28 protein-coding genes are annotated in these 24,900 nt (G+C 72.2%); 9 read left to right on the forward strand and 19 right to left on the reverse strand.

What is annotated here, in order from left to right; translation table 11 throughout:
* Positions 1-523: 523 nt before the first annotated feature.
* Positions 524-1,252, reverse strand: a complete 729-nt coding sequence (locus OG883_RS21400) for a VIT1/CCC1 transporter family protein (RefSeq protein WP_266543256.1) — start codon at positions 1,250-1,252, stop codon at positions 524-526.
* Positions 1,253-1,547: 295 nt separating this feature from the next.
* On the opposite strand from OG883_RS21400, the gene OG883_RS21405 reads away from it, so the two are divergent.
* From OG883_RS21405 to OG883_RS21435, 7 genes are all read left to right on the forward strand, one after another.
* Complete coding sequence (locus tag OG883_RS21405) at positions 1,548-2,507, forward strand: ADP-ribosylglycohydrolase family protein (protein WP_266549286.1); 960 nt, start codon at positions 1,548-1,550, stop codon at positions 2,505-2,507.
* A 272-nt stretch (positions 2,508-2,779) separates the two neighbouring features.
* Positions 2,780-3,964: an ADP-ribosylglycohydrolase family protein gene (locus OG883_RS21410; RefSeq protein WP_266543257.1), complete on the forward strand. Its 1,185-nt coding sequence runs from the start codon at positions 2,780-2,782 to the stop codon at positions 3,962-3,964.
* Positions 3,948-5,096, forward strand: coding sequence for an ADP-ribosylglycohydrolase family protein (locus OG883_RS21415; RefSeq protein ID WP_266543259.1), 1,149 nt, complete (start codon positions 3,948-3,950; stop codon positions 5,094-5,096). Before OG883_RS21410 ends, OG883_RS21415 begins: the two co-directional genes overlap by 17 nt.
* Positions 5,093-6,562 (forward strand): ADP-ribosylglycohydrolase family protein, encoded by a 1,470-nt coding sequence (locus tag OG883_RS21420; protein WP_266543261.1) that lies wholly within the window; start codon positions 5,093-5,095, stop codon positions 6,560-6,562. Before OG883_RS21415 ends, OG883_RS21420 begins: the two co-directional genes overlap by 4 nt.
* On the forward strand, positions 6,559-7,446 hold the full coding sequence (rbsK, locus tag OG883_RS21425; RefSeq protein ID WP_266543263.1) for a ribokinase: 888 nt from the start codon (positions 6,559-6,561) through the stop codon (positions 7,444-7,446). Before OG883_RS21420 ends, rbsK begins: the two co-directional genes overlap by 4 nt.
* Positions 7,443-8,633 (forward strand): CaiB/BaiF CoA-transferase family protein, encoded by a 1,191-nt coding sequence (locus OG883_RS21430; protein WP_266543264.1) that lies wholly within the window; start codon positions 7,443-7,445, stop codon positions 8,631-8,633. Before rbsK ends, OG883_RS21430 begins: the two co-directional genes overlap by 4 nt.
* Positions 8,630-9,430 carry a CoA ester lyase gene (locus OG883_RS21435; RefSeq protein WP_266543266.1) on the forward strand — a complete coding sequence of 267 codons (801 nt, stop codon included), beginning with the start codon at positions 8,630-8,632 and terminating at the stop codon, positions 9,428-9,430. Before OG883_RS21430 ends, OG883_RS21435 begins: the two co-directional genes overlap by 4 nt.
* Before the next feature lie 97 nt (positions 9,431-9,527).
* On the opposite strand, the gene lgt is transcribed toward OG883_RS21435, so the two are convergent.
* The 11 genes from lgt to hisI all read right to left on the reverse strand — a co-directional run bounded on the left by lgt (position 9,528) and on the right by hisI (position 18,939).
* Complete coding sequence (gene lgt, locus OG883_RS21440) at positions 9,528-10,457, reverse strand: prolipoprotein diacylglyceryl transferase (RefSeq protein WP_266543268.1); 930 nt, start codon at positions 10,455-10,457, stop codon at positions 9,528-9,530.
* A gap of 75 nt (positions 10,458-10,532) precedes the next feature.
* The gene (locus OG883_RS21445; RefSeq protein ID WP_266543270.1) at positions 10,533-11,369 is read right to left on the reverse strand and encodes a thioredoxin domain-containing protein; all 837 of its coding nucleotides are present in this window, start codon (positions 11,367-11,369) and stop codon (positions 10,533-10,535) included.
* 63 nt (positions 11,370-11,432) lie between these two features.
* Entirely contained in the window at positions 11,433-12,248 is an 816-nt protein-coding gene (gene trpA, locus OG883_RS21450) for a tryptophan synthase subunit alpha (protein ID WP_266543272.1), read from the reverse strand.
* The gene (gene trpB / locus OG883_RS21455; RefSeq protein ID WP_266543274.1) at positions 12,245-13,543 is read right to left on the reverse strand and encodes a tryptophan synthase subunit beta; all 1,299 of its coding nucleotides are present in this window, start codon (positions 13,541-13,543) and stop codon (positions 12,245-12,247) included. Before trpB ends, trpA begins: the two co-directional genes overlap by 4 nt.
* Positions 13,544-14,174: 631 nt before the next feature.
* The gene (trpM, locus tag OG883_RS21460) at positions 14,175-14,426 is read right to left on the reverse strand and encodes a tryptophan biosynthesis modulator TrpM (RefSeq protein ID WP_266549288.1); all 252 of its coding nucleotides are present in this window, start codon (positions 14,424-14,426) and stop codon (positions 14,175-14,177) included.
* 109 nt (positions 14,427-14,535) lie between these two features.
* Complete coding sequence (trpC, locus tag OG883_RS21465) at positions 14,536-15,345, reverse strand: indole-3-glycerol phosphate synthase TrpC (protein WP_266543276.1); 810 nt, start codon at positions 15,343-15,345, stop codon at positions 14,536-14,538.
* A gap of 116 nt (positions 15,346-15,461) precedes the next feature.
* Positions 15,462-15,905, reverse strand: coding sequence for a DUF2752 domain-containing protein (locus tag OG883_RS21470; RefSeq protein WP_266549290.1), 444 nt, complete (start codon positions 15,903-15,905; stop codon positions 15,462-15,464).
* Positions 15,906-15,996: 91 nt separating this feature from the next.
* Positions 15,997-16,305, reverse strand: coding sequence for an HGxxPAAW family protein (locus OG883_RS21475; protein WP_266543277.1), 309 nt, complete (start codon positions 16,303-16,305; stop codon positions 15,997-15,999).
* A gap of 110 nt (positions 16,306-16,415) precedes the next feature.
* A complete protein-coding gene (locus tag OG883_RS21480; RefSeq protein ID WP_266543278.1) occupies positions 16,416-17,060 on the reverse strand; it encodes a TIGR02234 family membrane protein in 645 nt (214 codons plus the stop codon).
* The gene (locus OG883_RS21485) at positions 17,060-18,562 is read right to left on the reverse strand and encodes an anthranilate synthase component I (RefSeq protein WP_266543280.1); all 1,503 of its coding nucleotides are present in this window, start codon (positions 18,560-18,562) and stop codon (positions 17,060-17,062) included. The genes OG883_RS21480 and OG883_RS21485 overlap by 1 nt, the downstream gene beginning before the upstream one ends.
* A gap of 11 nt (positions 18,563-18,573) precedes the next feature.
* Positions 18,574-18,939 carry a phosphoribosyl-AMP cyclohydrolase gene (gene hisI / locus OG883_RS21490; RefSeq protein ID WP_266543282.1) on the reverse strand — a complete coding sequence of 122 codons (366 nt, stop codon included), beginning with the start codon at positions 18,937-18,939 and terminating at the stop codon, positions 18,574-18,576.
* Between the two features lie 84 nt (positions 18,940-19,023).
* On the opposite strand from hisI, the gene OG883_RS21495 reads away from it, so the two are divergent.
* Complete coding sequence (locus OG883_RS21495) at positions 19,024-19,662, forward strand: TIGR03085 family metal-binding protein (protein ID WP_266543284.1); 639 nt, start codon at positions 19,024-19,026, stop codon at positions 19,660-19,662.
* A gap of 97 nt (positions 19,663-19,759) precedes the next feature.
* Here OG883_RS21495 and OG883_RS21500 read toward each other — a convergent pair whose 3' ends face one another.
* Positions 19,760-21,007: an MFS transporter gene (locus tag OG883_RS21500; RefSeq protein WP_266543286.1), complete on the reverse strand. Its 1,248-nt coding sequence runs from the start codon at positions 21,005-21,007 to the stop codon at positions 19,760-19,762.
* A gap of 34 nt (positions 21,008-21,041) precedes the next feature.
* Positions 21,042-21,629, reverse strand: coding sequence for a transcriptional regulator (locus OG883_RS21505; RefSeq protein WP_266543288.1), 588 nt, complete (start codon positions 21,627-21,629; stop codon positions 21,042-21,044).
* Between the two features lie 163 nt (positions 21,630-21,792).
* Between OG883_RS21505 and OG883_RS21510 the strand changes: the two genes are divergently transcribed.
* A complete protein-coding gene (locus OG883_RS21510; RefSeq protein ID WP_266543289.1) occupies positions 21,793-22,188 on the forward strand; it encodes a VOC family protein in 396 nt (131 codons plus the stop codon).
* 16 nt (positions 22,189-22,204) lie between these two features.
* Here OG883_RS21510 and hisF read toward each other — a convergent pair whose 3' ends face one another.
* Genes hisF through OG883_RS21535 form a run of 5 tightly spaced genes read right to left on the reverse strand, consistent with a single transcriptional unit; the run spans position 22,205 to position 24,900 of the window.
* Complete coding sequence (hisF, locus tag OG883_RS21515) at positions 22,205-22,960, reverse strand: imidazole glycerol phosphate synthase subunit HisF (RefSeq protein ID WP_266543291.1); 756 nt, start codon at positions 22,958-22,960, stop codon at positions 22,205-22,207.
* Positions 22,957-23,373 (reverse strand): Rid family hydrolase, encoded by a 417-nt coding sequence (locus OG883_RS21520; protein WP_266543293.1) that lies wholly within the window; start codon positions 23,371-23,373, stop codon positions 22,957-22,959. The genes hisF and OG883_RS21520 overlap by 4 nt, the downstream gene beginning before the upstream one ends.
* Positions 23,370-24,095, reverse strand: a complete 726-nt coding sequence (priA, locus tag OG883_RS21525) for a bifunctional 1-(5-phosphoribosyl)-5-((5-phosphoribosylamino)methylideneamino)imidazole-4-carboxamide isomerase/phosphoribosylanthranilate isomerase PriA (protein WP_266543295.1) — start codon at positions 24,093-24,095, stop codon at positions 23,370-23,372. The genes OG883_RS21520 and priA overlap by 4 nt, the downstream gene beginning before the upstream one ends.
* Positions 24,095-24,736 carry an imidazole glycerol phosphate synthase subunit HisH gene (hisH, locus tag OG883_RS21530; RefSeq protein ID WP_266543297.1) on the reverse strand — a complete coding sequence of 214 codons (642 nt, stop codon included), beginning with the start codon at positions 24,734-24,736 and terminating at the stop codon, positions 24,095-24,097. The genes priA and hisH overlap by 1 nt, the downstream gene beginning before the upstream one ends.
* Positions 24,733-24,900 (reverse strand): hypothetical protein, encoded by a 168-nt coding sequence (locus OG883_RS21535; RefSeq protein WP_266543299.1) that lies wholly within the window; start codon positions 24,898-24,900, stop codon positions 24,733-24,735. The genes hisH and OG883_RS21535 overlap by 4 nt, the downstream gene beginning before the upstream one ends.

Below are 24,900 nucleotides of genomic sequence, written 5' to 3' on the forward strand. Positions count from 1 at the left end.
TCGAAAAGTGGATAGCGCATTCCAGCATGCGGACACCGCTTCGTGCGGTGGAGGTGGATCACACGGGTCACAGTCGGACAGATCGATATCCGCACGCCCGTCGCAGAGCAGGCTTCATTGCCCGCAGCGCCTTCGGCTCATGCCCCGTGGTTAAGGGTGCGAAACCACGGAGTTACGGCTACTTATGTAGTGCCTTGCATAGTGTCTCACCCCGGGGCCGATCCGCGGAGGGGACGTACGTCACAGGTTCGGGGCCGGGCGGCACCATACGGGCGCACCGGCCCTGGTGAGGGCCGGTGCGAGGACGATTCCGAAGCAGGGCGGGGCGGCTCGGAGGCGGCCCCTCAGGGGCGGCTCGGCCGGGTCGGGAGCGGCTCGGCCCGGATCCGGCTCCGGCTCCGCTTGACCGGAGGCGGCGCGGATCGGCCGGAGGCGGCGCGGATCGGCCGGAGGCGGCGCGGATCGGCCGGAGGCGGCTCACCGAGAGCGGCTCACCGAGAGCGGCTCACCACAGGGCGGCTCCTCAGACCGCGGCACCGAAGAGCGCTCCGAGGCCGTACGTCAGGGCCGCGGCCGCGCCACCCAGGACCAGCTGGCGCAGTCCGCTGTACCAGCAGGAGCGGGCAGTCACCCGGGCGACGAGCGCACCGCAGGCGAAGAGCCCGACGAGCGCCAGCAGCACCGCGGGCCACAGGACGCTCGCGCCGAGCAGATACGGCAGGACGGGCAGCAGGGCACCCAGCGCGAACGAGGCGAAGGAGGAGACCGCGGCGACGGTCGGCGAGGGCAGGTCGTCGGGGTCGATGCCCAGTTCCTCGCGCGCGTGGATCTCCAGCGCCTGCTCCGGGTCCCTGGAGAGCTGCATCGCCACCTCGCGGGCGAGCGCGGGCTCCACACCGCGTGCCACGTACAGCGCCGCGAGCTCCTCCATCTCGTCGACCGGGTGCTTGCGCAACTCCCGCCGCTCGACGTCCAGTTCGGCCTGTACGAGCTCACGCTGCGAGGCGACGGAGGTGTACTCGCCGGCGGCCATGGAGAACGCACCCGCCGCAAGACCGGCCAGGCCCGTGATGACGATGGTCTGCTGCGAGACCGAGCCACCCGCCACACCGGTCATCAGCGCCAGATTGGAGACCAGTCCGTCCATCGCGCCGAACACGGCGGGGCGGAGCCAGCCGCCGTTCACATCGCGGTGGGTGTGGTTGTCGCGATGCGCCGCGTGAAGCGTCGCTTCGGTTTCGATGATGGACACAGCTCTCCCCTTGCTCCAGAAGCGGGCCTGTTGGACCCCGCTCCCCCTCAACACCCTCGAAAGTACGCGCGATGTAAGGGGCCCGCCAGCAAGGCAGGCCGTACTTACCTGGAGTCAGGCGGGTGACAGAAGCGTTTCCCAGACTCGTCGTGCCTCGCAGGGGGGACAGATGCAGGAACAGGCTCGGCTGCTCGCGAAAGGGGCCCGCCCCATGGAGTTGGTTGCATGCAATCCTGCTGATCCGGCCGACTCCACGGGCTCGGCCGCGGCATTTCATGACCGGGCCTGCGGGGCGATGCTCGGTCTCGCCGTGGGCGATGCGATCGGCGCCCCGGCCGAGAACATGCGGCCGTCCGAGATCCGGCGCCGATGGGGCCGTATCGAAGGCTTTGTGAGCGACGACCCGGCCGGCACGGACGACACCGAGTACGCCATCTTCTCCGGGCTGTTGCTGGCCCGGCACGGCTCGGCGCTGACCGTCACCCATGTCGAGCAGGCCTGGCACCACTGGATCGTGGACCTCGACGAAGGTCCGTTCCGGGGGGCGGGGTTCAGCGAACGCGGCACTCTGGAGAATCTGCGGCGCGGGCTGACCGCACCGATCTCGGCCCAGCACCGGCACGCCTGGAGCGACGGCCTGGCGATGCGCGCGGCGCCCTTCGGAGTCTTCGCGGCGGGCCTTCCGGCCGAGGCGGCGCGGCTGGTCGCGATCGACGGAAGCGTCAGCCACGAAGGCGAGGGCATCTACGGCGGCCAGGCGGTGGCGGCCGCCGTCGCCGCGGCGATGGCGGGCTCCGGCCCGGCCGGGATGATCGGCGCGGCGCTGTCCGTGGTCCCGATGGACTCGTGGACCGCCCGCTCCCTGCGCCGCGCGGTCGTCGCGGCCCAGCGGACCCACGCGGACACGCTCGCGATGGAACGGGCGGTGCGCTCGGCGGTCGTCATCGGCGGCTACCCCTGGACGGACCTGGCCCCGGAGGCGGTGGGTCTGGCCTTCGGCGCGTTCGCGGCGGCCCGCGGCGACTTCCGCAGGTCAGTCCTGACGGCGGTCAACATGGGCCGCGACGCGGACACGACCGCGGCGGTCGCGGGAGCGCTGGCGGGGGCGCTGTCCGGCGCGACGGCCATTCCCCCCGAGTGGTCCTCGGTGATCGGTCCGGTCCGCGGCAGCTGCCTCCCGTCGATGCAGGGCTACCACGTCCTGGACATCGCGGAACTCCTCACCCCGGACGACGACCCCGAGGCCCGCTCATGACGCCCGCAGCGGGGGACACGAGCCGGGGAACGGCACCCGGACCGGGAGAGGCCGACCGGGGGGCGGAAACGCCGCTCTGCGCCGGTTGCGGCGGGACCGGACTCCGCGGACCCGCGCCGGCCGCTCCCGGAACCCGGGACGAACCGTCGCCCCCGCCGGAGGGCACCGGCGCGGGTCACCGGCCCGGCCCCGGCACCTCACCGCGCGCGCACGAAGCGCCGGGCACCGGGCGGGGGGCCGGGGCCCTGTCCCCCGTTCCGGGAAGGGGCGGGGTGAGGGAAGAGCACCCCGCCCCGGTCCCCCCGGTCCCCCCGGTCGCTCCCCTCCGCCCCATCGAAGGCCTCCTCCTCGGCCTCGCCGCCGGAGACGCCGCCGGGTGGCCCGCCGCCCGGCACCGCGCCGCCCGGATGCCCGAGTGGACCCGGCGCCTCACCCGCGAACTCGACACCTTCGCCGAGCAGAACGCGACCACCACCCTTCCCGTCCCCATCGCCCTCAACCAGCCCCCCGAACCCCTCCGGCTGGGCCCCTCCGACGATGCCGAGTGGGCAGCCTTCGCCGCCGAGACCGTTCTCATCGCCGCCGGTCACCTCTTCCACGGTCTCGCCCCCGCCCGCCGGATGCGCGCCGCCGTCGACCTCGCCTGGAACTCCCTGGCCAGCGAGGTCGCCGCGGCCGCCGACCGCGCCCCCGAGGTCGAGTCCGCCGTACTCCCCCTCCGCGCCCGGATCTCCGTACGCGCCGGGCTCGGCAATCTCGCCACCGGTCTGCGTCCACCCGCCACCGGCCACGACAACCCGCACTACTTCGACGACGCCGCCTGCGTACGCGCCGCCGTCCTCGCCGTCGTCCACCCCGGCGACCCGGCCGCCGCCGCCGAGTTGGCCGAGTTCGACGCGCGGTACACCCAGGACGGCGACGGCGTGCACGGCGCCCGCGCCATGGCCGCCGCCGTCGCCGCGGCGCTCGGCGGCGCACCCGTCGACGACGCGGTCGACGCCGCCCTCGCCGAACTCCCCGACGCCACCGAGATCGGCCGCAACGCCCACCACGCCGTCAAGCTGGCCCGCGACGCCGACGGCGCTTTCGCCCTCGTACCGCTCCTCGAGCACCAGATCGTCGACCACGTCTACAGCTACGGAATCGCCGCCGCCGAGACCGTCCCGGTCGCGCTCGCCGTGGCCACCGCCGCCCGCGGCCGGGTCGCCGAAGCCGTGCCCGCGGCCGCATGTCTCTCCCGCGTCGCCGACTCCGCCCCCGCGCTCGCCGGTGCGCTGACGGGCGCACTCGGCGGTGGCGAAGCCATCCCGGCGAGCTGGCGCGATGCCTGCCGCACCCTGGCGGGCTGTGCGCTCCCCCGGCTCGCCGGCACGGATCTCGTCGAACTCGCCGGGCTTCTCGCACACACGGAACTGACCGCCCGAGGTGGACAATTCCGACATGACGCTCACACTTGAGGACCGGATCACGGGCAGCCTGGTCGGCGCGGCGGTCGGTGACGCGCTCGGCGGCCCGGTCGAGGGCTACACCCCGGAGCAGATCGTGGAACGGCACGGCGGCCGCGTCCACGGCATCGTCGGCCCGTGGAACGGGGACGAATGGCGCACCGCCCGCCCCCTCGCCCCGTACCACAAGGGTGACGGCCACATCACCGACGACACCCTGATGACCCACGCGCTGATCCGCGTGTACGCAACCGTCCGTGACCATCTCGACGCGTACGCCGTCGCCGACCATCTGGTACCCGACCTGATCTCGAACCCCCGCTGGATCCCTGAGCTGGAGGCGGAGGCGCTCCCCCTTCAGCGGATCTTCCTCGCCGAGAAGTGGATCGTCGCCCGTCTCCACTACGGACACAACGACCCGCGCGAGGCGGGCGTGGGCAATATCGTCAACTGCGGTGCGGCGATGTACATGGCGCCGGTGGGCCTGGTCAACGCGGCGCATCCCACCGCCGCTTACGCCGAGGCCCTCGACATCGCGGGCGCGCACCAGTCCTCGTACGGGCGTGAGGCGGCGGCCGTCTTCGCGGCAGCGGTGGCGGCGGCGTGCGGACCGGGCGCGACACCCACCACAGTGATCGACGCGGCCCTCTCCCTGGCCAAGGACGGTACGCGCGCGGCCATCGAGGCGGTGGCCGACGTCGCGGCCCGCCATGCGGACTTCGAATCGGCCCTCGCCCCTCTCCGTGCCGCGATCGCGCCCTTCGACACCGTCGGCCCGGACTACCGGGCCCCGTCCCTGGCGGCCCGGCGCCCCTCCCGGCTCCACGCCATCGAGGAACTCCCCATCGCCCTTGGCATGCTGGTGGTGGGCGGGGGCGACTACCGCCGTACGGTCCTCGGCTCCGTCAACTACGGCCGGGACTGCGACTCGATCGCGACGATGGCCGGGGCGGTCGCGGGAGCGCTCCACGGCGAGTCCGCGGTCCCGGGTGACTGGGCGAAACGGGTCGCCGAGGCCAGCCGCCTCGACCTGCACGCCCCGGCGGCGGAACTGACCCGGGTCACCCGCGAGGTCTTCACCCGCGACGCGGCACGCCGCCGCGCCCACGAGGCCGCGTTCGCCCGCCTGACGGAGGCGCGATGACGGCCGGCCTCCGGCTCACCTGGGTCCAGCCGGAAGACCTGATCGGCCATGAGCTGCGCCAGGCGCGGGAGGACGGCCGCGACGCCTCCCGGATCCGCGACCGCTGGGTCGACGCGGGCGGCCGGGTGGCCCCGCCCCGCGCGGGCGCTTCCCCGACCGCGGCGTCCCCCGCGCTCCGCGATCTGGCGCACGAGCTGCTGGACGAACTGGCCCTGATTCCCTCCCCGTTGGCCCACGACGAACCGACGGAGCTCGCCGCGATCGTCGCGGCCTGCCCCGCGTGGCCGGCCACGCGCGACCCGTACCCGGGCCGGGCGGACGATGCACCGGCAAGCACCCCGCCCGCCCCCGGTTCGCGCGAAGCACCCAGCTCTGCCCCGGCCGCGGGCACAGGCACGGGCACAGGCACAGAGGAGAGTCATCCCCTGCACGCCGCCTGGCTCGGGCGTGCCGTGGGCTGCCTCCTGGGCAAACCCGTGGAGAAGCTTCCCCTCCACGCCATCCGCGACCTCGCCCGCGCCACCGGCAACTGGCCCCTCCACACCTGGTTCACCGCCAAGGGCCTCCCCGCCGAACTCGCCGCCGCCCACCCCTGGAACCGCCGCAGCGCCGCCACCTCCCTCGCCGAGAACATCGACGGCATGCCCGAGGACGACGACCTCAACTTCCCCCTCGTCAACCTGCTCCTCCTCCAGCGCCACGGAAGGAACTTCACCACCGCCCAGGTCGGCCGACTCTGGCTGGACGAGCTCCCGGCCGGGCGTACCTTCACCGCCGAGCGCGTCGCCTACCGCAATCTCCTCTGCGGCGTCGAACCCCCGCTCACCGCCCACCACCGCAATCCCTTCCGGGAGTGGATCGGTGCCGCCATCCGCGCCGACATCCACGGCTGGACGCACCCGGGCGACCCCGCGGCCGCCGCCCGGCAGGCCTACCGCGATGCCACGCTCACCCACACCGCGAACGGTGTGTACGGCGCGATGTTCGTCGCCGCCGCCCTGGCCACCGCCGCCACCCGTACCGCCGATGTGCACGACGCCCTCTCCGCCGGCCTGTCCGTCGTCCCCCCGCACTCCCGCCTCGCCCGCGCCGTACGCCTCGGCATCGAAACAGCCCGCACGGAACGGGACTTCGCGCAGGTGGCCGACCGGCTCCACGCCGCGTACGGCACCTACCACTGGGTCCACGTCATCCCCAACGCCGCCCTGCTCGCCGCCGCCCTCACCCACGCCGACGGCGACTTCACCGCCTCCATCTGCCGCGCCGTGTCCGGCGGCTGGGACACCGACTCCAACGGCGCGACCGCCGGTTCCCTCGCGGGTCTGATCGCCGGCCATCCCGACGCGCTCCCCGACCGCTGGACCGCACCGCTCAAGAACCGTCTCGCCACCTCCGTCACCGGCTTCGACGGGATCGGCTTCGACACCCTGGCCCACCTCACGCACCAGGAGGCACTCCGCCCATGACCGGCATCGTGGTGCTCGGCAGCACCAATATGGACCTCGTCGCGTATGTCGCCCACGCACCCAAACGCGGAGAGACCGTCACGGGACGTGAGTTCCGCACGATCCCCGGCGGCAAGGGCGCCAACCAGGCCGTCGCCGCCGCCCGGGCCGGCGGCGACGTCGCGATGATCGGCGCGGTCGGCACGGACGAATTCGGCGTACGGCTGCGCCAGACGCTGGTCTCCTCGGGCGTCGACACCGACCTCCTCCGCACCGCGGAGGGCCCCTCGGGCACCGCTCATATCGTCGTCGACGACGAAGGCGGCAACTCCATCGTCGTGATCCCCGGCGCGAACGGCACCGTCACCGCCCTCGCCCCCGGCGAGGAATCCCTCATCGCCACCGCCGACGCACTGCTCCTCCAGCTCGAACTCCCCCTGAGCGCCGTGCTCGACGGTGCCCAGGCCGCCCGCCGCCACGGTGTACGGACCGTCCTCACCCCCGCCCCCGCCCAGCCTCTGCCCCCCGAACTCCTCGCCGCCGCCGATCTGCTCGTCCCCAACGAGCACGAGGCAGCCACCCTCGCCGGCATCGCCGACCCGCACGCGGCGGCCGAGGCGCTGCTGCGTCAGGTCCCCGAGGTCGTGATCACGCTCGGCTCGGCCGGCAGCCTGTACGCGACCCGGGGCGCACCTCCTCTCACCGTCCCCGCCCCCCGGGTCACCGCCGTGGACACCACCGCGGCCGGCGACACCTTCGTGGGCACCCTTGCCGTCGCGCTCGGCGAGGGCAGGCCGATGCAGCAGGCCCTCATCTGGGCCTCGGCGGCCGCCGCCCTGTGCGTCCAGCGCCCGGGTGCCTCCACCTCCATGCCGTACCGCACCGAGATCGACGACGCCTCATGACCGCCGCTCCCCTCCAGGGTCTGCGCGTCCTCGATCTCGCCACCCTCTTCGCCGGCCCCCTCGCCGCCACCATGCTCGGCGACTTCGGCGCCGAGGTCATCAAGGTCGAGCACCCCACCCGCCCCGACCCCTCCCGGGGCCACGGCCCCGACAAGGACGGCGTGGGCCTCTGGTGGAAGATGCTCGGCCGCAACAAGCGCACCGTCACCCTCGACCTGTCCGCCCCCGGCGGCCGCGAGACCCTCTTGCGTCTCGCGGCCACCGCCGACGTGGTCATCGAGAACTTCCGTCCCGGCACCCTGGAGAAGTGGGGCCTCGGCTGGGACGAGCTGAGCGTGGCCAACCCCCGCCTCGTGCTGACCCGCGTCACCGGTTTCGGGCAGTTCGGCCCGTACTCCCACCGCCCCGGCTTCGGCACCCTCGCCGAGGCGATGAGCGGTTTCGCCTCCATCACGGGTGAGCCCGAAGGCCCGCCCACCCTCCCTCCGTTCGGCCTCGCCGACTCGATCGCGGCACTCGCCACCGCCTACGCCGTCATGACCGCGCTCACCGCCCGCACCGCGACCGGCCGCGGCCAGGTCGTCGACATGGCGATCATCGAGCCGATCCTGACCGTGCTCGGCCCGCAGCCTCTCTGGTACGACCAGCTCGGTTACGTACAGCCGCGCACCGGCAACCGCTCCCGCAACAACGCCCCGCGCAACACCTATCTCACGGCCGACGGCTCCTGGCTGGCCGTCTCCACCTCCGCCCAGTCCATCGCCGAACGCGTCATGCATCTGGTCGGCCGCGCCGAGCTGATCGACGAGCCCTGGTTCACCACCGGCAGCGGCCGTGCCGAGCACGCGGACGTACTCGACGAGGCGGTCGGCAGCTGGATCGCCCGCCACACCCGCGTCGATGCCATGGCCGCCTTCGAGAAGGCCGAGGCGGCGATCGCACCGGTCTACGACATCCGCGACGTCATGGAAGACCCCCAGTACCAGGCGCTGGACAGCATCACCGAAGTCCCGGACCCCGAACTCGGCCCCCTCCGTATGCAGAACGTCCTCTTCCGCCTCTCCGAGACCCCCGGCGCCATCCGCTGGGCCGGCCGCCCGCACGGCGCCGACACGGACGCGGTCCTCACCGAACTCGGTCTCTCCCCCGCCGACATCACGGCCCTTCGCACCCAAGGCGCGCTATGACCATTCCCCTCACCTGGCTGTACGCCCCCGGGGACCGCCCCGCGACCGTACGCAAGGCCCTCGCCTCCGGCGCCGACATCGTGATCGTCGACCTGGAGGACGCGGTGTCCCCCGGCCGCAAGGAATACGCCCTGGACGCCACCGTCGAACTCCTCTCCGTCCCCCAGCCCTGTCCGGTCCATGTCCGCATCAACACCCCCCATGACATCGAGGCCCTCGCCGAACTCCCCGGCCTCTGTGCTCTGCGTATCCCCAAGGTCGCATACGCCACTGACATTCAGCAGATCGCGGCCCGGGCCCCGGGTCTCGCCCTCTACCCGATGCTCGAATCCGCGCTCGCCGTCGAGCACGCGTACGCGATCGCCACCGCCCACCCCGCCATCCGGGGCATCGTCCTGGGCGAGGCCGACCTCCGCGCCGAGCTCGGTGTACGCGGCGACACCGGTCTGGACTGGCCGCGCACCCGCACCGTGGTCGCCGCCCGCGCGGCCGGTCTCGCGCCCCCGGTCCAGTCGGTCTTCCCCGACATCTGCGACCTGGACGCCCTGGCGGTCTCGTGCGCCCACGGCCGCGCCCTCGGCTTCCTGGGCCGTGCGGCCATCCACCCTCGCCAACTCCCGGTCATCGAGCGGGCGTTCCTCCCCTCGCCCCGGGAGATCGAAGAAGCGGAGGAGATCGCCAAGGCGGCCGCCACCGACGCGGGCGCCATGGCCCTGCCGGACGGCCGCTTCGTCGACGCCGCGATCGTGGCCGCGGCTCAGCGAACCCTCGCCCTCGCCCGCCGCGAGGAGCCCTGAGCGCCTGAGGACCCTGGGCAGCGTCTGGGGAAAGCGGGAAAACACGAGGCCGCCGGGACCTTTCGGTCCCGGCGGCCTCGTCGCGCAATGCCCGCAGTCAGCCCTGCGGTGAGCTGTTCTTGGCCGACTCCGTGTCCGTCTCTGCCTTCTTGTCCTCGTGCTCCGTGCCCTCCACGGCGTCCTCGGCGTCAGCCTCCGGCTTCGCCGTCTCCACGGCCGCCGGCTCGACGATCTCCTCGCGCCCCGGCCGCACCCTCGACGAGATCACGATGTACACGACCGCCAGCAGGAAGACGATGACCGAGGTCCAGACATTGAGACGCAGACCCAGCACTTCGTGTGCCTCGTCGACCCGCATGTACTCGATCCACGCCCGGCCCACGCAGTACGACGCGACATACAGCGCGAACGCCCGGCCGTGACCCAGCTTGAAGCGCCGGTCGGCCCAGATGACCAGGACCGCGACGCCGATGCACCACAGGGACTCGTACAGGAACGTCGGGTGGTAGAGGCCCGCCTCACGGTTGGTGCCCTCGGTGATCTTGAGGGCCCACGGCAGATCCGTCGGCTTGCCGTACAGCTCCTGGTTGAACCAGTTGCCCCAGCGGCCGATCGCCTGAGCGAAGGCGATGGCGGGCGCGAGGGCGTCCGCCCACGCCGGCAGCGGGATCCCGCGGCGCCGGCAGCCGATCCAGGCGCCGACCGCGCCGAGCGCGATCGCGCCCCAGATACCGAGGCCGCCCTCCCAGATCTTGAAGGCGTCGACCCAGTTCTCACCGTCGCTGAAGTACAGCTGGTAGTCGGTGATCACATGGTAGAGCCGACCGCCGACAAGGCCGAAGGGCACTGCCCAGACGGCGATGTCGGCCACGGTGCCGGCTCTGCCGCCCCGGGCGACCCAGCGCTTGTTGCCGTACCAGACGGCCACAAAGACGCCGATGATGATGCAGAAGGCATAGCCGCGCAGCGGGAGCGGTCCGAGATGGATCACTCCGGTCGACGGGCTGGGAATGTAGGCAAGGTCCATGGCAGGACCGACGCTACCTTGCCGGGTGGGACGTACGGCAACCCACCCGGCAACGTCTGGATAACGAGCAGTGGCTCAGGAGGCCGCCGGAGCCGGGCCGGCGGGTGGACTCTCGGTGCCCGGGTTCTTGCCCTTGTTCGCCTCCGCGACCCACTTCTTGAAGTTGGCGATGGAGATCTGCTCGGAGCCCTTCTGCGGGAAGACGGACTCGCCGTTGAGCTGCACAGTCGGGGTGCCTTTGAAGCCGCCGTTCTGGAATGCGGTGTTCGACTTGTTCACCCAGCCGTCGTGCTTGCCCTCTTCCACGCAGCTGCGGAACGCGGGGGTGTCCAGGCCCTCGACCTTGCCCGCGAGCGCGATCAGCTTGCTGTTCTGGGCGAAGGCATCGTCCGTCTCCGGCGGCTGGTTCTGGTACAGAACATCGTGATACGGGGCAAACTTCCCGGCGTCCTGCGCGCACGCGGCGGCATTCGCCGCGCGCAGCGAGCCGCTGCCGCCCATGTTCCCGTCGATGATCGTGGCGAGGTGGTACTCGACCTTGATCTGTCCCGCCTGCACCAGATCGTGGATCGTCTTCCTGAAGGCGTTCTCGAACTGGGCGCAGGCCGGGCAGCGGAAGTCCTCCCACACCGTGAGCGTGGACGGGGCGTCGCTCGCGCCCACCGGGAGCGCGAGCTGCTCCTTGCCCGCCACACCACTGGGCGCCAGAAGCGGACCGGCGTCCGAGCCGCCGTCGTCCTTCCCGGCGTTGGCGGCGATCAGACCGGCCACGGCAGCCAGCCCCATCACACCCACCACGGCCGCCGACACGATCAGCGCCCGCCAGCGCTTGTCGCGCTGCTTCCCCAGCTCACGTTCCCGCTGGAGCCGCTCGCGCGCGGACTTCATTCGTTCTTGATTCTTCTCGCTCACATCCCACAAACGAACCGGGGAGGCACGCGCATGCCTCCCCGGTCCCATATCCACCCGTATGAGCTACGCGCCCCGGCGCACGCCCTTGGCGAGGTCGGCCGCCAACTCCCGTACCGCCGCCAGGCCCGCGGCGTGGTCCGGTGCGTCGAGCATCCGCTTCACGAACGCGGACCCGACGATCACCCCGTCCGCGAACGCGGCGACCTCCGCGGCCTGTTCGGGGTTGGAGACGCCGAGCCCGACGCAGACCGGCAGCGCGGTCGTCGCACGGGTGCGCCGCACCAGGTCCTGGGCCTGTGCGCCCACCGACTCGCGCGTGCCCGTGACACCCATCAGCGAGGCGGCGTACACAAAGCCGGAACCGGCCGCCGTGATCTTCGCCAGCCGGGCGTCCTGGCTGCTCGGCGCGACGACGAAGACCGTGGCGAGAGCGTGCTTCTCGGCGTGCTCACGCCACACACCGGCCTCCTCGACCGGAAGGTCGGGCAGGATGCAGCCGGCGCCGCCCGCCTCGGCGAGCTCGGCGGTGAAGCGCTCGATGCCGTACCGGTCGATCGGATTCCAGTACGTCATGACGAGGACCGGCTTACCGGTGGCCTCGTGCGCCTCGCGGACCGTACGCATCACATCGGCGATCTTGACTCCGCCGCGCAGTGCGATGTCGTCGGCGGTCTGGATGACCGGGCCGTCGAGGACGGGGTCGCTGTGCGGCAGCCCGACCTCGACCACGTCCGCGCCGCCGTCCAGAGCGGCCTTGACGGCATCGATTCCGCCGTCGACGGTCGGGAAGCCTGCCGGGAGGTACGCGATGAGCGCGGCCCGGTTCTCGTTCCTGGCGTCGGCGAGCGTGTCGCTCAGCAGCTGAATGTTCCCGCTCACTTCGCGTCCCTCCTGATCTCGGCGTCGCCGTTCTCCGCGGAGGCGTCGGCCGCGACCCTCGCGCCGCCCTTCGCGTCGTACAGCCCGAAGTAGCGGGCGGCGGTGTCCATGTCCTTGTCGCCACGGCCCGACAGATTGACGACGATCAGGCCGTCCTTGCCGAGTTCGCGGCCCACTTCCAGCGCTCCGGCCAGCGCGTGCGCGGACTCGATGGCCGGGATGATGCCCTCCGTACGGGAGAGCAGCAGCAGCGACTGCATCGCCTCGTCGTCGGTCACCGCGCGGTACTCCCCGCGCCCGCTGTCCTTGAGATACGAGTGCTCGGGGCCGATGCCCGGGTAGTCGAGTCCGGCGGAGATCGAGTACGGCTCGGTGATCTGGCCCTCCTCGTCCTGGAGGACGTACGACCGCGAACCGTGCAGGATGCCGGGCTCGCCCGCGGTGAGGGTGGCCGCGTGCTCCCCGGACTCGATGCCGTGGCCCGCGGGCTCACAGCCGACGAGCCGTACGGACGCGTCGGGGATGAAGGCGTGGAACAGGCCGATCGCGTTGGATCCGCCGCCGACACAGGCGACGGCCGCGTCGGGCAGACGGCCTGCCCGCTCCAGGATCTGCCTGCGTGCCTCGACCCCGATGACGCGGTGGAAGTCGCGGACCATGGCGGGGAAGGGGTGGGGACCCGCGACCGTTCCGAAGAGGTAGTGGGTGCGGTCCACATTGGCGACCCAGTCACGGAACGCCTCGTTGATGGCGTCCTTCAGCGTCCTGCTGCCGGATGCCACCGGGACGACCTCGGCGCCGAGCATCCGCATCCGGGCCACGTTCAGTGCCTGGCGCTCGGTGTCGATCTCGCCCATGTAGATGGTGCACTCGAGGCCGAACAACGCACAGGCGGTCGCGGTCGCGACGCCGTGCTGTCCCGCGCCGGTCTCGGCGATGACCCGGGTCTTGCCCATCCGCTTGGTGAGCAGCGCCTGACCCAGCACATTGTTGATCTTGTGCGAGCCGGTGTGGTTCAGGTCTTCCCGCTTGAGGAAGACCCGCGCGCCCCCGGCATGCTCGGCGAACCGGGGCACCTCGGTGAGCGCGCTGGGGCGGCCCGTGTAGTTGGCCATCAGGTCGTTGAGCTCGGCGGCGAAGGCGGGGTCGGCCTTGGCCTTGTCGTACTCGACGGCTACTTCGTCGACCGCGGCGACGAGCGCCTCGGGGATGAACTTGCCGCCGAACGCGCCGAAGTAGCCCTCGGCGGTGGGGACTTGACCCTCGGGGTCCGGAATGAAGAAGTCAGAAGACATCCGACGTACTCCTCAGAAGGGGCTTGACGCCCCTGAAGTCTGGTGTGCAAAGGACACGGTATGCGCACGCGCCGCCGCGGTCCGCCACTGCGGTTGCGGTGCTCGGACGACGCCGCCGGCCACCGCCGCGAGCCGGGCCCGGGCGCCGGGCCGGCCCTGACGCCGGGCTCCGCGCTCCCGCCGCGACGGCGGGAAGGCGTGCGGCGGACGGGCGGTGCCGCACCCGCCGGGCGCGCCCGCGCGGCATGGAGCCGCACGGCCGCGGACCGGCGGACCGCACCGGCCGCGGCGCGCGCCCGAAGGCGGGCGAAGCCAGACGGGTGCGGACCGGCGACACCGGACCGCGAGGCGACGGACGAAGCCCGCGGCCGGCGAACGGCAGTGCCGCACCGGCGCAGCCTGCCCGCCCGCGCAACGGCGGACGGAACCCGGCGGAAGCCACCCAGCGGTGCCCACCGACGCAGCGCGTACGCACGACGGGGGCGAAGCCCGGCCACGGCGGACGGAGCCGGACCGTACCGACGCAGCGCGTACGCGCAAACGGCGGGCGAGCCCGGCAACGGCGGCCGACGGCACCGTACCCATCGGGCGCGGCCGCGCAGAGCGCGGACGGAGCCCATGGGGGCGGGAGCTAGCGGTGAGGGCGCGTGGCGCGCCCGCGCCATCGCATGCCGTTGACCTGGCCCGGCTCGGAGCCGATCACATAACGTACCCGGCGGCCGTGGACCCGGCGCGCCGGAGCCCGGCAGCCGCGCGGCCTGCAGCCGCGGGCGAGCCGCGCATAGGGGTCGCGCGCGGCGCTCGCCGCCGAACCCGACCCCGGTACAGCGGTGAGCGCCGCGCCGCGGGAGGAGGCCGTGAAAGTCCTGTACCGCGAGCCCACGGGGCTGTCTGCCGCCGCGCAGACGCGCATGGCCGCGTCCGCCGTCTCCGGGCGCGAAGGCGTCGGGTACGGCGGGGCGACGGTGCGGGCGGCGACGGTCACGGGAGGGTCAGCTCCGCCCGTGCCGCAGGGCAGGGTGGGCGCCGGCGGCCACCAGGTCGGCGACGGCCGACTTCGGGTCGCGCCCGGTGACCAGGGACTCGCCGACGAGCACCGCGTCGGCGCCCGCGTTGGCGTAGGCGATCAGGTCGTGCGGCCCGCGCACACCGGACTCGGCGATCTTGACGATGTGCGCCGGGATCTCGGGGGCGATCCGCTCGAAGGTGGACCGGTCGACCTTGAGCGTCTTCAGATCGCGGGCATTGACGCCGATGATCTTCGCGCCGGCCTCCACGGCTCGCTCGACCTCGTCCTCGTCGTGCACCTCGACCAGCGGGGTGAGCCCGATCGACTCGGCACGCTCGATGAGCGAGACCAGGGCCTCCTGCTCGAGGGCGGCCACGATCAGCAGCACCAGATCGGCGCCGTAGGCCCGGGCCTCCCACAGCTGGTAGGCGGTGACGATGAAGTCCTTGCGCAGCAGGGGAACATCGACCTTGGCGCGTACGGCCTCGAGGTCGGCGAGCGATCCCCCGAAGCGGCGCTGCTCGGTCAGTACGGAGATGACGGCCGCGCCGCCCGCCTCATAGTCGGCGGCGAGCCCGGCCGGGTCGGCGATCGCGGCCAGCGCGCCCTTGGACGGGCTGGAACGCTTGACCTCGCAGATCACATGGACGCCCTCGGCGCGCAGCGCGGCGACGCCGTCCTTGGCCGCAGGAGCCTTCGCGGCCCGCTCCTTGAGCTCGTCGAGGCTGACGCGCGCCTGCCGCTCTGCGAGGTCGGCGCGTACGCCTTCGATGATCTCGTCGAGCACACTCACGCGAGCGGCCCCCTTCCGGGACGGTGGAGATGGATCAGGATCAGCCAATGTCGATGGTATCCGCAGGAGGGCGCAGGACCCGCATCCGGCTGACCGCTGTCCCACTACCTGGGACTTTACGGAGCCAGCGCGGAGCCGAATGGCAGGTTCCGGACCACGCTGAAGATCAGCAGAGCGCCTCCGAGCGACCACCACCAGACGGGTCCTGCAGTAATGCGCAGGGGCATGGCCCGTACGGCGTGAATCAGCCACATCACCCACACCACGGCGAAGACTCCGTAGCCGATGACAGCCACGGCGTTCGCGCCCAGTGCGGTGGCCAGATCGCCGTGGATGAAGGCGTGGGCGCTGCGCAGTCCGCCGCAGCCCGGGCAGTAGATCCCGGTGTAGCGGAGCAGCGGACAGACCGGGTAGTGGCCCGGCTCGTTGGGATCGACCGTGCCCACGTACGCGAAGGCCGCGGCGGCCCCGGCCAGGGTGGCCAGGGGCGTGGCCAGGCGACGCGCGAGCGGGGCGGGGCCGGGCCGGCGTGCGGGTGTGGGTGCGGCGGAGGAAGGCATGGCGTCCACCCGGTGATTCTCCCCGTTCATACGGAAAGGCGCAGCCCGGCAACGCCGGGCCGCGCCTTGCAACGCAAGCCGGACAGCAGGGTCAGGAAGACGCCTGCGCGGCGGCCGGCTGCGCGGTGGCCTGCTGCGCGGCGGCCGGCTGCGCGGTGGCCTGCGCCCGGCCGGCCTGCGCCCTGGCCCGCACCTGGGCCTCGGACTCCCGCGGCATGCCGAGACCGGCGGCCTTCATGGCCGCGCCGACGATGCCGCCGAGCAGGATGATGGCCAACCCGGCCACGAAGCCGAGCGGATTGGCCGCCACCATGAAGACGCCTGCGACGCAGAACCCGATGAAGGCGATGGTGACACCGGTCCAGGCGGCCGGGGTGTGTCCGTGGTTGCTGCCCGCCATGAGTTTGCTCCTCGTTGCTGATGCTGTGGGGTGAGCCTTTGCCCTGTGCTGAGCCGGATGCTCACATGACATTGTCCCGTACGCCGGGGCATGATCCGGTGTGGGGGCGGTCACGCTTCCCGCGTCGGGTCCTCGCCGCGGTCCAGGGCCTTCCAGAGGTCCTCGGGACGGTCCGGGTCGACGGCCGGGGCCTTGCGGGGGCGGGGGCTGCCGTCCCGCTCGTACCGGCCGGACATGGCGGGCCAGCTCTTGCCGAACCACAGCGCGAGCAGCCCGGCGAGCAGGATCAGCAGGCCGCCGACCGCGGCCACATAGGGCCAGGCGGTGTGGGTGAGCGCGTCGATCGCGGCGGCCGTGTCGCCGGTGGTCTTCGCGGCCTTCGCGTCCAGGGCCGCGCTGTCGGAGGCCCCGAGGAAGGCGGCGAGCGCCGCGCCCGCGCCACTCAGGGCGAGCAGGGCGGAGACGAGCAGCCGGCCCGCTCTGCGTACCGCGAAGACGGCGACGAGCGCGGCCAGGCCGACGATGGCGAGCGCCGTCGGGACACCGGTGACATCGCTGCCCTGGGCGTCGAGCGGCACGGCGCCGCCCCCGACGGCGGCCGTGCCCTCGGCCCAGATCTGGCCGGAGGCGAGGAGCACGACGGTCGCGCCGACGGCGCCGAGGAACAGGGCTGCGGCGAGGCTGCGGCGGCTGCTGGTGGCGGAGGCGGCTTCGGCACGGGGCTGGGGTACGGGTACAGCACTCACGTACCCCACTATCCCCTACCGCTCGCCGCGCTGTTGAGGCGGTTCGCGCTGTGTACGGCACGGAGCACCGCGGCCGCCTTGTTGCGGCACTCGGTGTCCTCTCCAACCGGGTCCGAGTCGGCCACGACACCCGCTCCGGCCTGTACGAATGCCGTGCCGTCGCGCAGCAGGGCGGTACGGATGGCGATCGCGGTGTCGGAGTCGCCGGCGAAGTCGAGATAGCCGACACAGCCGCCGTACAGTCCGCGCCGCGAGGGCTCCAGCTCGTCGATGATCTGCATCGCGCGGGGCTTGGGGGCGCCGGAGAGGGTGCCCGCGGGGAAGCAGGCGGTCAGTACGTCGAAGGCGGTACGGCCTCCGGCGACCCGGCCGGTCACGGTCGAGACGATGTGCATGACGTGGGAGTACCGCTCGACCGACATGAAGTCGACGACCTCGACGCTGCCCGGTTCGCAGACCCGGCCCAGGTCGTTGCGGCCGAGGTCGACCAGCATCAGATGCTCGGCGCGCTCCTTGGGGTCGGCCATCAGCTCTTCGGCGAGGGCCTGGTCCTCCTGCGGCGTGGCGCCGCGCGGCCGGGTCCCGGCGATCGGGTGGACCATGGCGTGCCCGTCCTCGACCTTGACCAGCGCCTCGGGGCTGGAGCCGACGACGTCGAAGCCGTCGAAGCGGAAGAGGTACATGTACGGGCTCGGGTTGGTGGCCCGCAGGACCCGGTAGACGTCCAGTGCGCTCGCGCTGCACGGGGTTTCGAACCGCTGGGAGGGCACAACCTGGAAGGCCTCGCCCGCCCTGATCCGCTCCTTGATGTCCTCGACGGCGTCCTGGTACTCCTTGCCGCCCCACAGCGCGGAGAACTCCGGCAGCTCGGAGGGCGGCAACGCGGCGGGCACGGAGGCCAGCGGCCGCGTGAGGTCGGCCTCCATGGCGTCGAGGCGGGCGACGGCGTCCGCGTACGCCTCGTCGATGCCGGTGTCGAGGTCGTTGTGGTTGATGGCGTTGGCGATCAGCAGGACGGTGCCGTCCCAGTGGTCGAGCACCGCGAGGTCCGAGGTGAGCAGCATGGTCAGCTCGGGCAGCTTGAGGTCGTCGCGCTCGCCGGGGCCGATCTTCTCCAGTCGGCGGACGATGTCGTAGCCGAGATAGCCGACCATGCCGCCGGTGAAGGGCGGCATGCCGGAAGCGAGGTCACGCGGGGTGTGCAGCGCCTCGACGGTGGCGCGCAGGGCCTGCAGCGGGTCGCCGTCGACCGGGACGCCGACGGGCGGGGTGCCGAGCCAGTGCACCTGGCCGTCGCGCTCGGTGAGGGTGGCGTCGCTGCGTACGCCGATGAAGGAGTACCGGGACCAGGACCGGCCGTTCTCGGCGGACTCCAGCAGGAAGGTGCCTTCGCGCTCGGCGGCGAGCTTGCGGTAGAGCCCGACCGGAGTGTCGCCGTCCGCGAGGAGCTTGCGGCTGACGGGGATGACACGGCGGTCGGCGGCGAGCTTGCGGAAGGTGTCGAGATCCATGGCTCCCGACCCTACTTGCCCAGGGGCAGCACATCGGCGTCGAAGCAGGTGCGCTCGCCGGTGTGGCAGGCGGCGCCCACCTGGTCGACCTTGACCAGAATCGTGTCGGCGTCACAGTCCAGGGCGACGGACTTCACGTGCTGCACATGGCCGGACGTATCGCCCTTGACCCAGTACTCCTGCCGGCTGCGGGACCAGTAGGTGCAGCGGCCGGTCGTCAGGGTGCGGTGCAGGGCCTCGTCGTCCATCCACCCGAGCATCAGCACCTCACCGGTGTCGTACTGCTGGGCGATGGCCGGAAGCAGGCCGTCGGCGGTGCGCTTGAGGCGCACGGCGACGGCGGGATCGAGGGGGCTGGCGGGGACACTGCTGGTCATACCGCCATTGTGCCGTGCCCGCGGGGGTCCCCGGACGGAGCGTCCACTGGGCGGACCGGGTGCTCCAGTCGTACGCTGGCGTGCATGTCGACCCATGCAAAGCGTGAACGACTTCTGCTCGCCGAGCTGTTGGAAACGGCGGGCCCCGAGGCTCCGACCCTGTGCGGCGGCTGGACGACCAGGGATCTCGCCGCCCATGTGGTGGTGCGTGAGCGGCGTGCGGACGCGGCCGGCGGGATTATGATCGGCGCGCTCAGGACACGTATGGAGCGGGTGCAGGCGGAATTCGCCGCCAAGCCGTACGAGGAGCTGATCCAGCTGATCCGTTCGGGACCGCCGCGGATGTCTCCGTACGGCATCAAGCAGATCGACGAGGCGGCGAACACCGTCGAGTTCTTCGTGCACGCCGAGGACGTGCGGCGGGCGTTGCCCGACTGGACGCCGCGGGACCTGGACCAGGTCTTCGAGAACGCCCTGTGGTCGCGGCTGGAGAAGGTGGCCCGGCTGCTGGGCCGCAAGTCCCCGGTCGGGCTGGTACTGCGCCGCAGGAACGGTCAGACGGCGGTCGCCCGCCGCGGCACCCCGGTGGTGACGGTCTCCGGGGAGCCCGGAGAGCTGACACTGTTCGCGTTCGGGCGGCAGGAGGCGGCGCGGGTGGAGCTGGAGGGCGACAAGGACGCGGTCGCCCGGGTGTACGAGGCCCGGCTCGGCATTTCGATGTAGTCATTCGACGGAGGCAGATGCCGACTGATGCCGGCCGATGCCGACCGACGCCGACCGATGCAGGCGGCGGGTCAGCAGATGCAGGCGTACGGGCGGGTCAGCGCGGCAGCTCGGCGCGGCGCAGCGCCGGGGAGCACAGTCCGTAGACCGCTCCGGCCGCGCAGACCGCCGCGCTGGCGGTGAAGACGGGCACGGTGCCCCAGAGCCCGATGGCCGCACCCGTGAGCGGGAAGCTGAGCGGCGCGAGGCCGAGGCTGACGAGGGTCGAGACGGATGTGACCCGGCCGAGGTAGGCAGGGTCGGTCTCGGTCTGCAGCAGCGCGCTGCACATCGCGCCGCTCACTCCGGTGAGCAGGCCTATCGCCACCGCGATGCCGATCGCCGCGGCGACCTGGGTCATCAGCGCGAGCGCGCCGACAGCGCCGGCGCCGACGATCAGCGCGAGCGCCTGGACGAGTCCGGCGCGCGCCATCCGGCCCCGTACGGCCAGCAGCAGCGAGGCCGCGCCCGAGCCGCAGCCGAATCCGGCGAGGATCAGGCCCATGCCGGACGCGCCCCAGCCGCGCTCGTCCGCGAGCAGCGCCAGTCCGACGTTGAGCGGTCCGACGAAGCCCAGGTCGCCGAGGGCGATGACGACCAGCAGCGGGGCGAGGACCGGGTGGCGGCGGATGTAGCCCAGCCCGTCGGTCAGGTCCCGCCGCGGGGTGGACTTCGGCCGCGCCGCGTCGGTGGGCAGCGGCGTGATCCGTACGGCGAGCAGCAACGGCACGGAGAGCGCGAAGAGGACTCCGGCCGCACCGAAGGCCACCGCCGGTCCGCCGACGGCCACCGCGATGCCGCCGAGGGAGGCGCCGGCCACGGTGGCGAGGCGGGAGGCGAGGCCGCGCAGGCCCTGGATCCTGGCGAGCTGTCCGGGCGGGGCGATCCGGGGCGGGAGGGCGCCGACGGCCGGCATGAAGACCGCGTCGAGGACGCCGAAGACCACGGCCACGACGGCGAGCAGCCACAGCCCCGGGCTGGTGACGAGCAGCAGGGCGGCGACGCCGAGGACGATCAGGGAGCGGGCGGTGTCGCTGACGACGACCACGCGGCGCGGTCCGAGACGGTCGGCGAGAACTCCCCCGCCGAGCATCAGCAGGGCGCGCGGTACGGCGCTCACTGCCATGACGACTGCGGCCTGGGCGGGGCTGCCGCCACGGATGGCTGCCCAGGACAGGGCCAGGTAGTAGATGGTGTCGCCGACTGCCGATGCGGCGTAGGCGGAGAGCCAGCGCAGCACATTGGCGTCGCGGTAGGCGGGCCGCCCGGTGGTGGGGGCCACGGCCTCGGTTTCCACGGCCGGCATACGGGGTCGGTCCTCTCGGGCGCGTCGGGGGGTGTCAGGCGTGGAACGGGAAGCCGTACACATGCAGGGCGACGTTCTCGCGCCCCGCCGTGTCCCCGGCCTCTTCGGCGGCGCAGCCGATCGCGTCGTACTTCTTGATCAGTTCGTGCATCTCGCGGCCGAGCCGGTCGAGCTCCTCGGCGGTGAGCCGCGCCAGATACTCGGAGCTGAACGACGCCCCTCGCCATGCGGGCCCCCAGGCGGACTGTGCGTCGAGGTAGCTGCGGTAGAGCTCGCCGCGCTGTTCGAAGGAGACCCGGGAGACGGCCGCGTGGGTGGCGGCCAGCTCGGGCGCGCCCCGGAAGTCCTCGTCGCGCACGCTCAGCACCTGTGAGGCGACCTGCCACCAGCGCTCGCGCCCGTCCTCGCTCTGCCGCTCGGCCTCCTCGATGAGCCCGTGGTCGGCGAGCTTGCGCAGGTGGTAGCTGACGAGCGAGACGGCCTCGTCGACCTTTTCGGCGAGCTGGGAGGCGGTGGCGGAACGGGCGACGAACAGGGCCCGGTACAGCTTCATGCGCAGGGGGTTCCCGAACGCCTTGAGGGTGTCGAGGTCGGTGATCCTGCGGGACTCCCTGTCGGCCATGCCGCTCACCGTAGACAGAAAGGAAAACTTGCGCAATATAAATTGCGCAAGTTCTGTTGTGCATCTGCGATCGCGGTCGCGGAGGTCGCTGTCAGTGACACCCGGCATGATCGGACGGGAGACAGCAGACCCCACCCGACCCGAGGGATCCGAGGGATCAGCCATGATCAAGATCGCCATGACCGGCGTGTACGTCGACGACGTGCGCAAGGCCCACGCCTTCTACACGGACGTGCTGGGTTTCGAGACCCGCAACAACATCGACTTGGGCCACGACCTCTTCGTCACGGTCGGCGCCGCGGGCGCACAGCAGGACGTGGAGCTGCTGCTGGAGCCGGGCGGCAACCCGATCGCGCAGAACTACACCCGGGCGCTGCGCGAGGCCGGACTGCCCTGCATCGTCTTCTCCGTGGACGACCTCCGGGCGGAGTACGAGCGGCTGACCGGCCTCGGAGTGACCTTCACCGCACCGCCGACAGAACAGGGCCCTGTTCTGTCGGCGGTACTGGACGACACGGTCGGCAATCTGATCCAGCTCGCGCAGCCGATGCAGCCATGAGCCGGCGGGCAAGTGGCTAGCGGACCGGGTGGCCTGCTTCGCGCAGGGTGTCCTTGACCTGGGAGATACGCAGATCGCCGAAGTGGAACACCGACGCCGCCAGGACCGCGTCCGCGCCCGCCGCGATGGCCGGGGGGAAGTCCGCGAGCCTGCCCGCGCCGCCGGAGGCGATGACCGGGACGGTGACGTGCTTGCGCACCGCCGCGATCATCTCGGTGTCGTAGCCGTCCTTGGTGCCGTCGGCGTCCATCGAGTTGAGCAGGATCTCCCCCGCGCCCAGCTCGGCGGCCCGGTGCGCCCATTCGACGGCGTCGATGCCGGTCCCCTTGCGGCCACCGTGGGTGGTGACCTCGAAGGACCCCGATTCCGTACGCCGCGCGTCGACCGACAGCACCAGCACCTGGCGGCCGAAGCGCTCGGCGATCTCGCGGATCAGCTCGGGGCGGGCGATGGCCGCGGTGTTGACGCCGACCTTGTCGGCGCCGGCCCGCAGCAGCTTGTCGACGTCCTCGGGCGTGCGGACGCCGCCGCCGACCGTGAGCGGGATGAAGACCTGCTCGGCAGTGCGGCGCACCACGTCGTAGGTCGTCTCACGGTTGCCGGAGGAAGCCGTGATGTCGAGGAAGGTGAGCTCGTCGGCGCCCTCGGCGTCGTACAGCTTGGCCATCTCGACCGGGTCGCCCGCGTCGCGCAGGTTCTGGAAGTTGACGCCCTTGACGACCCGTCCGCTGTCGACGTCCAGGCAGGGGATCACTCGGACCGCGAGGGTCATTCCGCACCTCCTCGGTACGCCTCGACCTCGACCTCGACGACCAGGCTGGGGTTGACGAAGCCGGAGACGATGAGCATCGACGTGGCCGGGCGGACCTCGTCGAACAGCTCCTTGTGGGCGCGGCGGACCTCGTCCGTGTCCCGCGCATGGGTGAGGTACATCCGCGTACGCACCACATGCTCCCGGCCGAGGCCGAGTTCCTTCAGAGCGTCGAGGGCGACTTCGAAGGCGGCGACCGCCTGGTCGTACGGCCCGCCCGCGGCGATCTGGCCGCCGACGTCCGAGGTGCAGCCGGAGACCAGGACCAGGCCGTTCGGCAGCTGCACGGCCCGGGAGCTGCCGAGGGCGTCCTCCCAGGGGCCGTCCGGTCCGACCCTGCGTACGGAGTCGGTCCAGTCGCTCGCGTCGGTCATTCCGCCACCGCCGCGAGGGCCTCTTCCAGGGTGAACGCCTTCGCGTACAGCGCCTTGCCGACGATCGCGCCCTCGACGCCCTCGGTGACCAAGGAGGCGATCGCGCGCAGATCGTCGAGCGAGGAGACGCCGCCGGAGGCGACGACCGGCTTGTCGGTCGCGGCGCACACATTGCGCAGCAGCTCCAGGTTGGGGCCCTGCAGCGTGCCGTCCTTGGCGATGTCGGTGACGACGTAACGGGCGCAGCCCTCGGAGTCGAGACGGGCGAGCGTCTCGTAGAGGTCGCCGCCGTCCCGGGTCCAGCCGCGGCCGCGCAGCGTCGTCCCGCGGACGTCGAGGCCGACCGCGATCTTGTCGCCGTGCTCGGCGATGACCTTGGCGACCCACTCGGGGGTCTCCAGTGCGGCGGTCCCCAGGTTGACCCGGGTGCAGCCGGTGGCCAGCGCGGCCGCCAGGGAGGCGTCGTCGCGGATGCCGCCCGACAGCTCGACCTTGATGTCCATCGCGTCGGCGACCTCGGCGATCAGCGACCGGTTGTCACCGGTGCCGAAGGCCGCGTCGAGGTCGACCAGATGCAGCCACTCGGCGCCCGCGCGCTGCCAGGTGAGGGCGGCCTCCAGCGGGGAGCCGTACGACGTCTCCGTACCGGACTCGCCATGCACGAGTCGGACGGCCTGGCCGTCACGGACGTCGACTGCGGGAAGGAGTTCAAGCTTCGGCATTACAGCGTCTCGATCCAGTTGGTCAGCAGCTGGGCGCCGGCGTCGCCGGACTTCTCGGGGTGGAACTGGGTCGCCCACAGCACGTTGTTCTCGACGGCGGCGACGAAGCGCTCGCCATGTGTGGCCCAGGTGACCTGGGGCGCGCGGATGGCGGGGTTGGTGACTTCGAGTTCCCACTCGTGCGCGGCGTAGGAGTGCACGAAGTAGAACCGTGCGTCGGCGTCGAGGCCGGCGAAGAGGCGGCTGTCGTCGGGCGCGTCGACCGTGTTCCAGCCCATGTGGGGGACGATCGGGGCCTTCAGCGGCCCGACCGTGCCGGGCCACTCGTCGAGGCCCTCGGTCTCCACGCCGTGCTCGATGCCGCGTGCGAAGAGGATCTGCATGCCGACGCAGATGCCCATGACGGGGCGGCCGCCGGAGAGCCGGCGGTCGACGATCCACTCGCCACGGGCCTTCTTGAGGCCCTCCATGCAGGCGGAGAACGCGCCGACACCGGGCACCAGGAGCCCGTCGGCGTTCATGGCCGTGTCGTAGTCACGGGTGATCTCGACATCCGCGCCGACCCGGGCCAGGGCCCGCTCGGCGGAGCGGACGTTGCCGAATCCGTAGTCGAAGACGACGACCTTCTTGGCTGCGCTCATTCCCAGATCCCCTGAATCCGCAGGACACCGGCGACCAGGCACATCACGGACCCGATACCGAGAAGCACGATCAGGCCCTTGGGCATCTGCTGTTTGGAGAAGGAGTACACACCGCCGGCCAGGAAGAGGCCGACGACGATAAGGATGGTGGAGAGGCCGGTCAT

The organism is Streptomyces sp. NBC_01142, from assembly GCF_026341125.1.
GTDB lineage: Bacteria > Actinomycetota > Actinomycetes > Streptomycetales > Streptomycetaceae > Streptomyces.

What these genes read in the sequence shown, in the direction of transcription:
- hisH (WP_266543297.1), bottom strand. Translation starts at nt 24,736, where the DNA reads ATGAGCGCAGCCAAGAAGGTCGTCGTCTTCGACTACGGATTCGGCAAC.
- OG883_RS21485 (WP_266543280.1), bottom strand. Translation starts at nt 18,562, where the DNA reads ATGGATCTCGACACCTTCCGCAAGCTCGCCGCCGACCGCCGTGTCATC.
- trpB (WP_266543274.1), bottom strand. Translation starts at nt 13,543, where the DNA reads ATGTCTTCTGACTTCTTCATTCCGGACCCCGAGGGTCAAGTCCCCACC.
- OG883_RS21415 (WP_266543259.1), top strand. Translation starts at nt 3,948, where the DNA reads ATGACGCTCACACTTGAGGACCGGATCACGGGCAGCCTGGTCGGCGCG.
- OG883_RS21405 (WP_266549286.1), top strand. Translation starts at nt 1,548, where the DNA reads ATGCTCGGTCTCGCCGTGGGCGATGCGATCGGCGCCCCGGCCGAGAAC.
- OG883_RS21420 (WP_266543261.1), top strand. Translation starts at nt 5,093, where the DNA reads ATGACGGCCGGCCTCCGGCTCACCTGGGTCCAGCCGGAAGACCTGATC.
- OG883_RS21500 (WP_266543286.1), bottom strand. Translation starts at nt 21,007, where the DNA reads ATGCCGGCCGTGGAAACCGAGGCCGTGGCCCCCACCACCGGGCGGCCC.
- OG883_RS21470 (WP_266549290.1), bottom strand. Translation starts at nt 15,905, where the DNA reads ATGCCTTCCTCCGCCGCACCCACACCCGCACGCCGGCCCGGCCCCGCC.
- OG883_RS21430 (WP_266543264.1), top strand. Translation starts at nt 7,443, where the DNA reads ATGACCGCCGCTCCCCTCCAGGGTCTGCGCGTCCTCGATCTCGCCACC.
- OG883_RS21475 (WP_266543277.1), bottom strand. Translation starts at nt 16,305, where the DNA reads ATGGCGGGCAGCAACCACGGACACACCCCGGCCGCCTGGACCGGTGTC.
- hisF (WP_266543291.1), bottom strand. Translation starts at nt 22,960, where the DNA reads ATGACCCTCGCGGTCCGAGTGATCCCCTGCCTGGACGTCGACAGCGGA.
- OG883_RS21435 (WP_266543266.1), top strand. Translation starts at nt 8,630, where the DNA reads ATGACCATTCCCCTCACCTGGCTGTACGCCCCCGGGGACCGCCCCGCG.
- rbsK (WP_266543263.1), top strand. Translation starts at nt 6,559, where the DNA reads ATGACCGGCATCGTGGTGCTCGGCAGCACCAATATGGACCTCGTCGCG.
- hisI (WP_266543282.1), bottom strand. Translation starts at nt 18,939, where the DNA reads ATGACCAGCAGTGTCCCCGCCAGCCCCCTCGATCCCGCCGTCGCCGTG.
- OG883_RS21535 (WP_266543299.1), bottom strand. Translation starts at nt 24,900, where the DNA reads ATGACCGGCCTCTCCACCATCCTTATCGTCGTCGGCCTCTTCCTGGCC.
- OG883_RS21510 (WP_266543289.1), top strand. Translation starts at nt 21,793, where the DNA reads ATGATCAAGATCGCCATGACCGGCGTGTACGTCGACGACGTGCGCAAG.
- lgt (WP_266543268.1), bottom strand. Translation starts at nt 10,457, where the DNA reads ATGGACCTTGCCTACATTCCCAGCCCGTCGACCGGAGTGATCCATCTC.
- priA (WP_266543295.1), bottom strand. Translation starts at nt 24,095, where the DNA reads ATGCCGAAGCTTGAACTCCTTCCCGCAGTCGACGTCCGTGACGGCCAG.
- OG883_RS21520 (WP_266543293.1), bottom strand. Translation starts at nt 23,373, where the DNA reads ATGACCGACGCGAGCGACTGGACCGACTCCGTACGCAGGGTCGGACCG.
- OG883_RS21495 (WP_266543284.1), top strand. Translation starts at nt 19,024, where the DNA reads ATGTCGACCCATGCAAAGCGTGAACGACTTCTGCTCGCCGAGCTGTTG.
- OG883_RS21505 (WP_266543288.1), bottom strand. Translation starts at nt 21,629, where the DNA reads ATGGCCGACAGGGAGTCCCGCAGGATCACCGACCTCGACACCCTCAAG.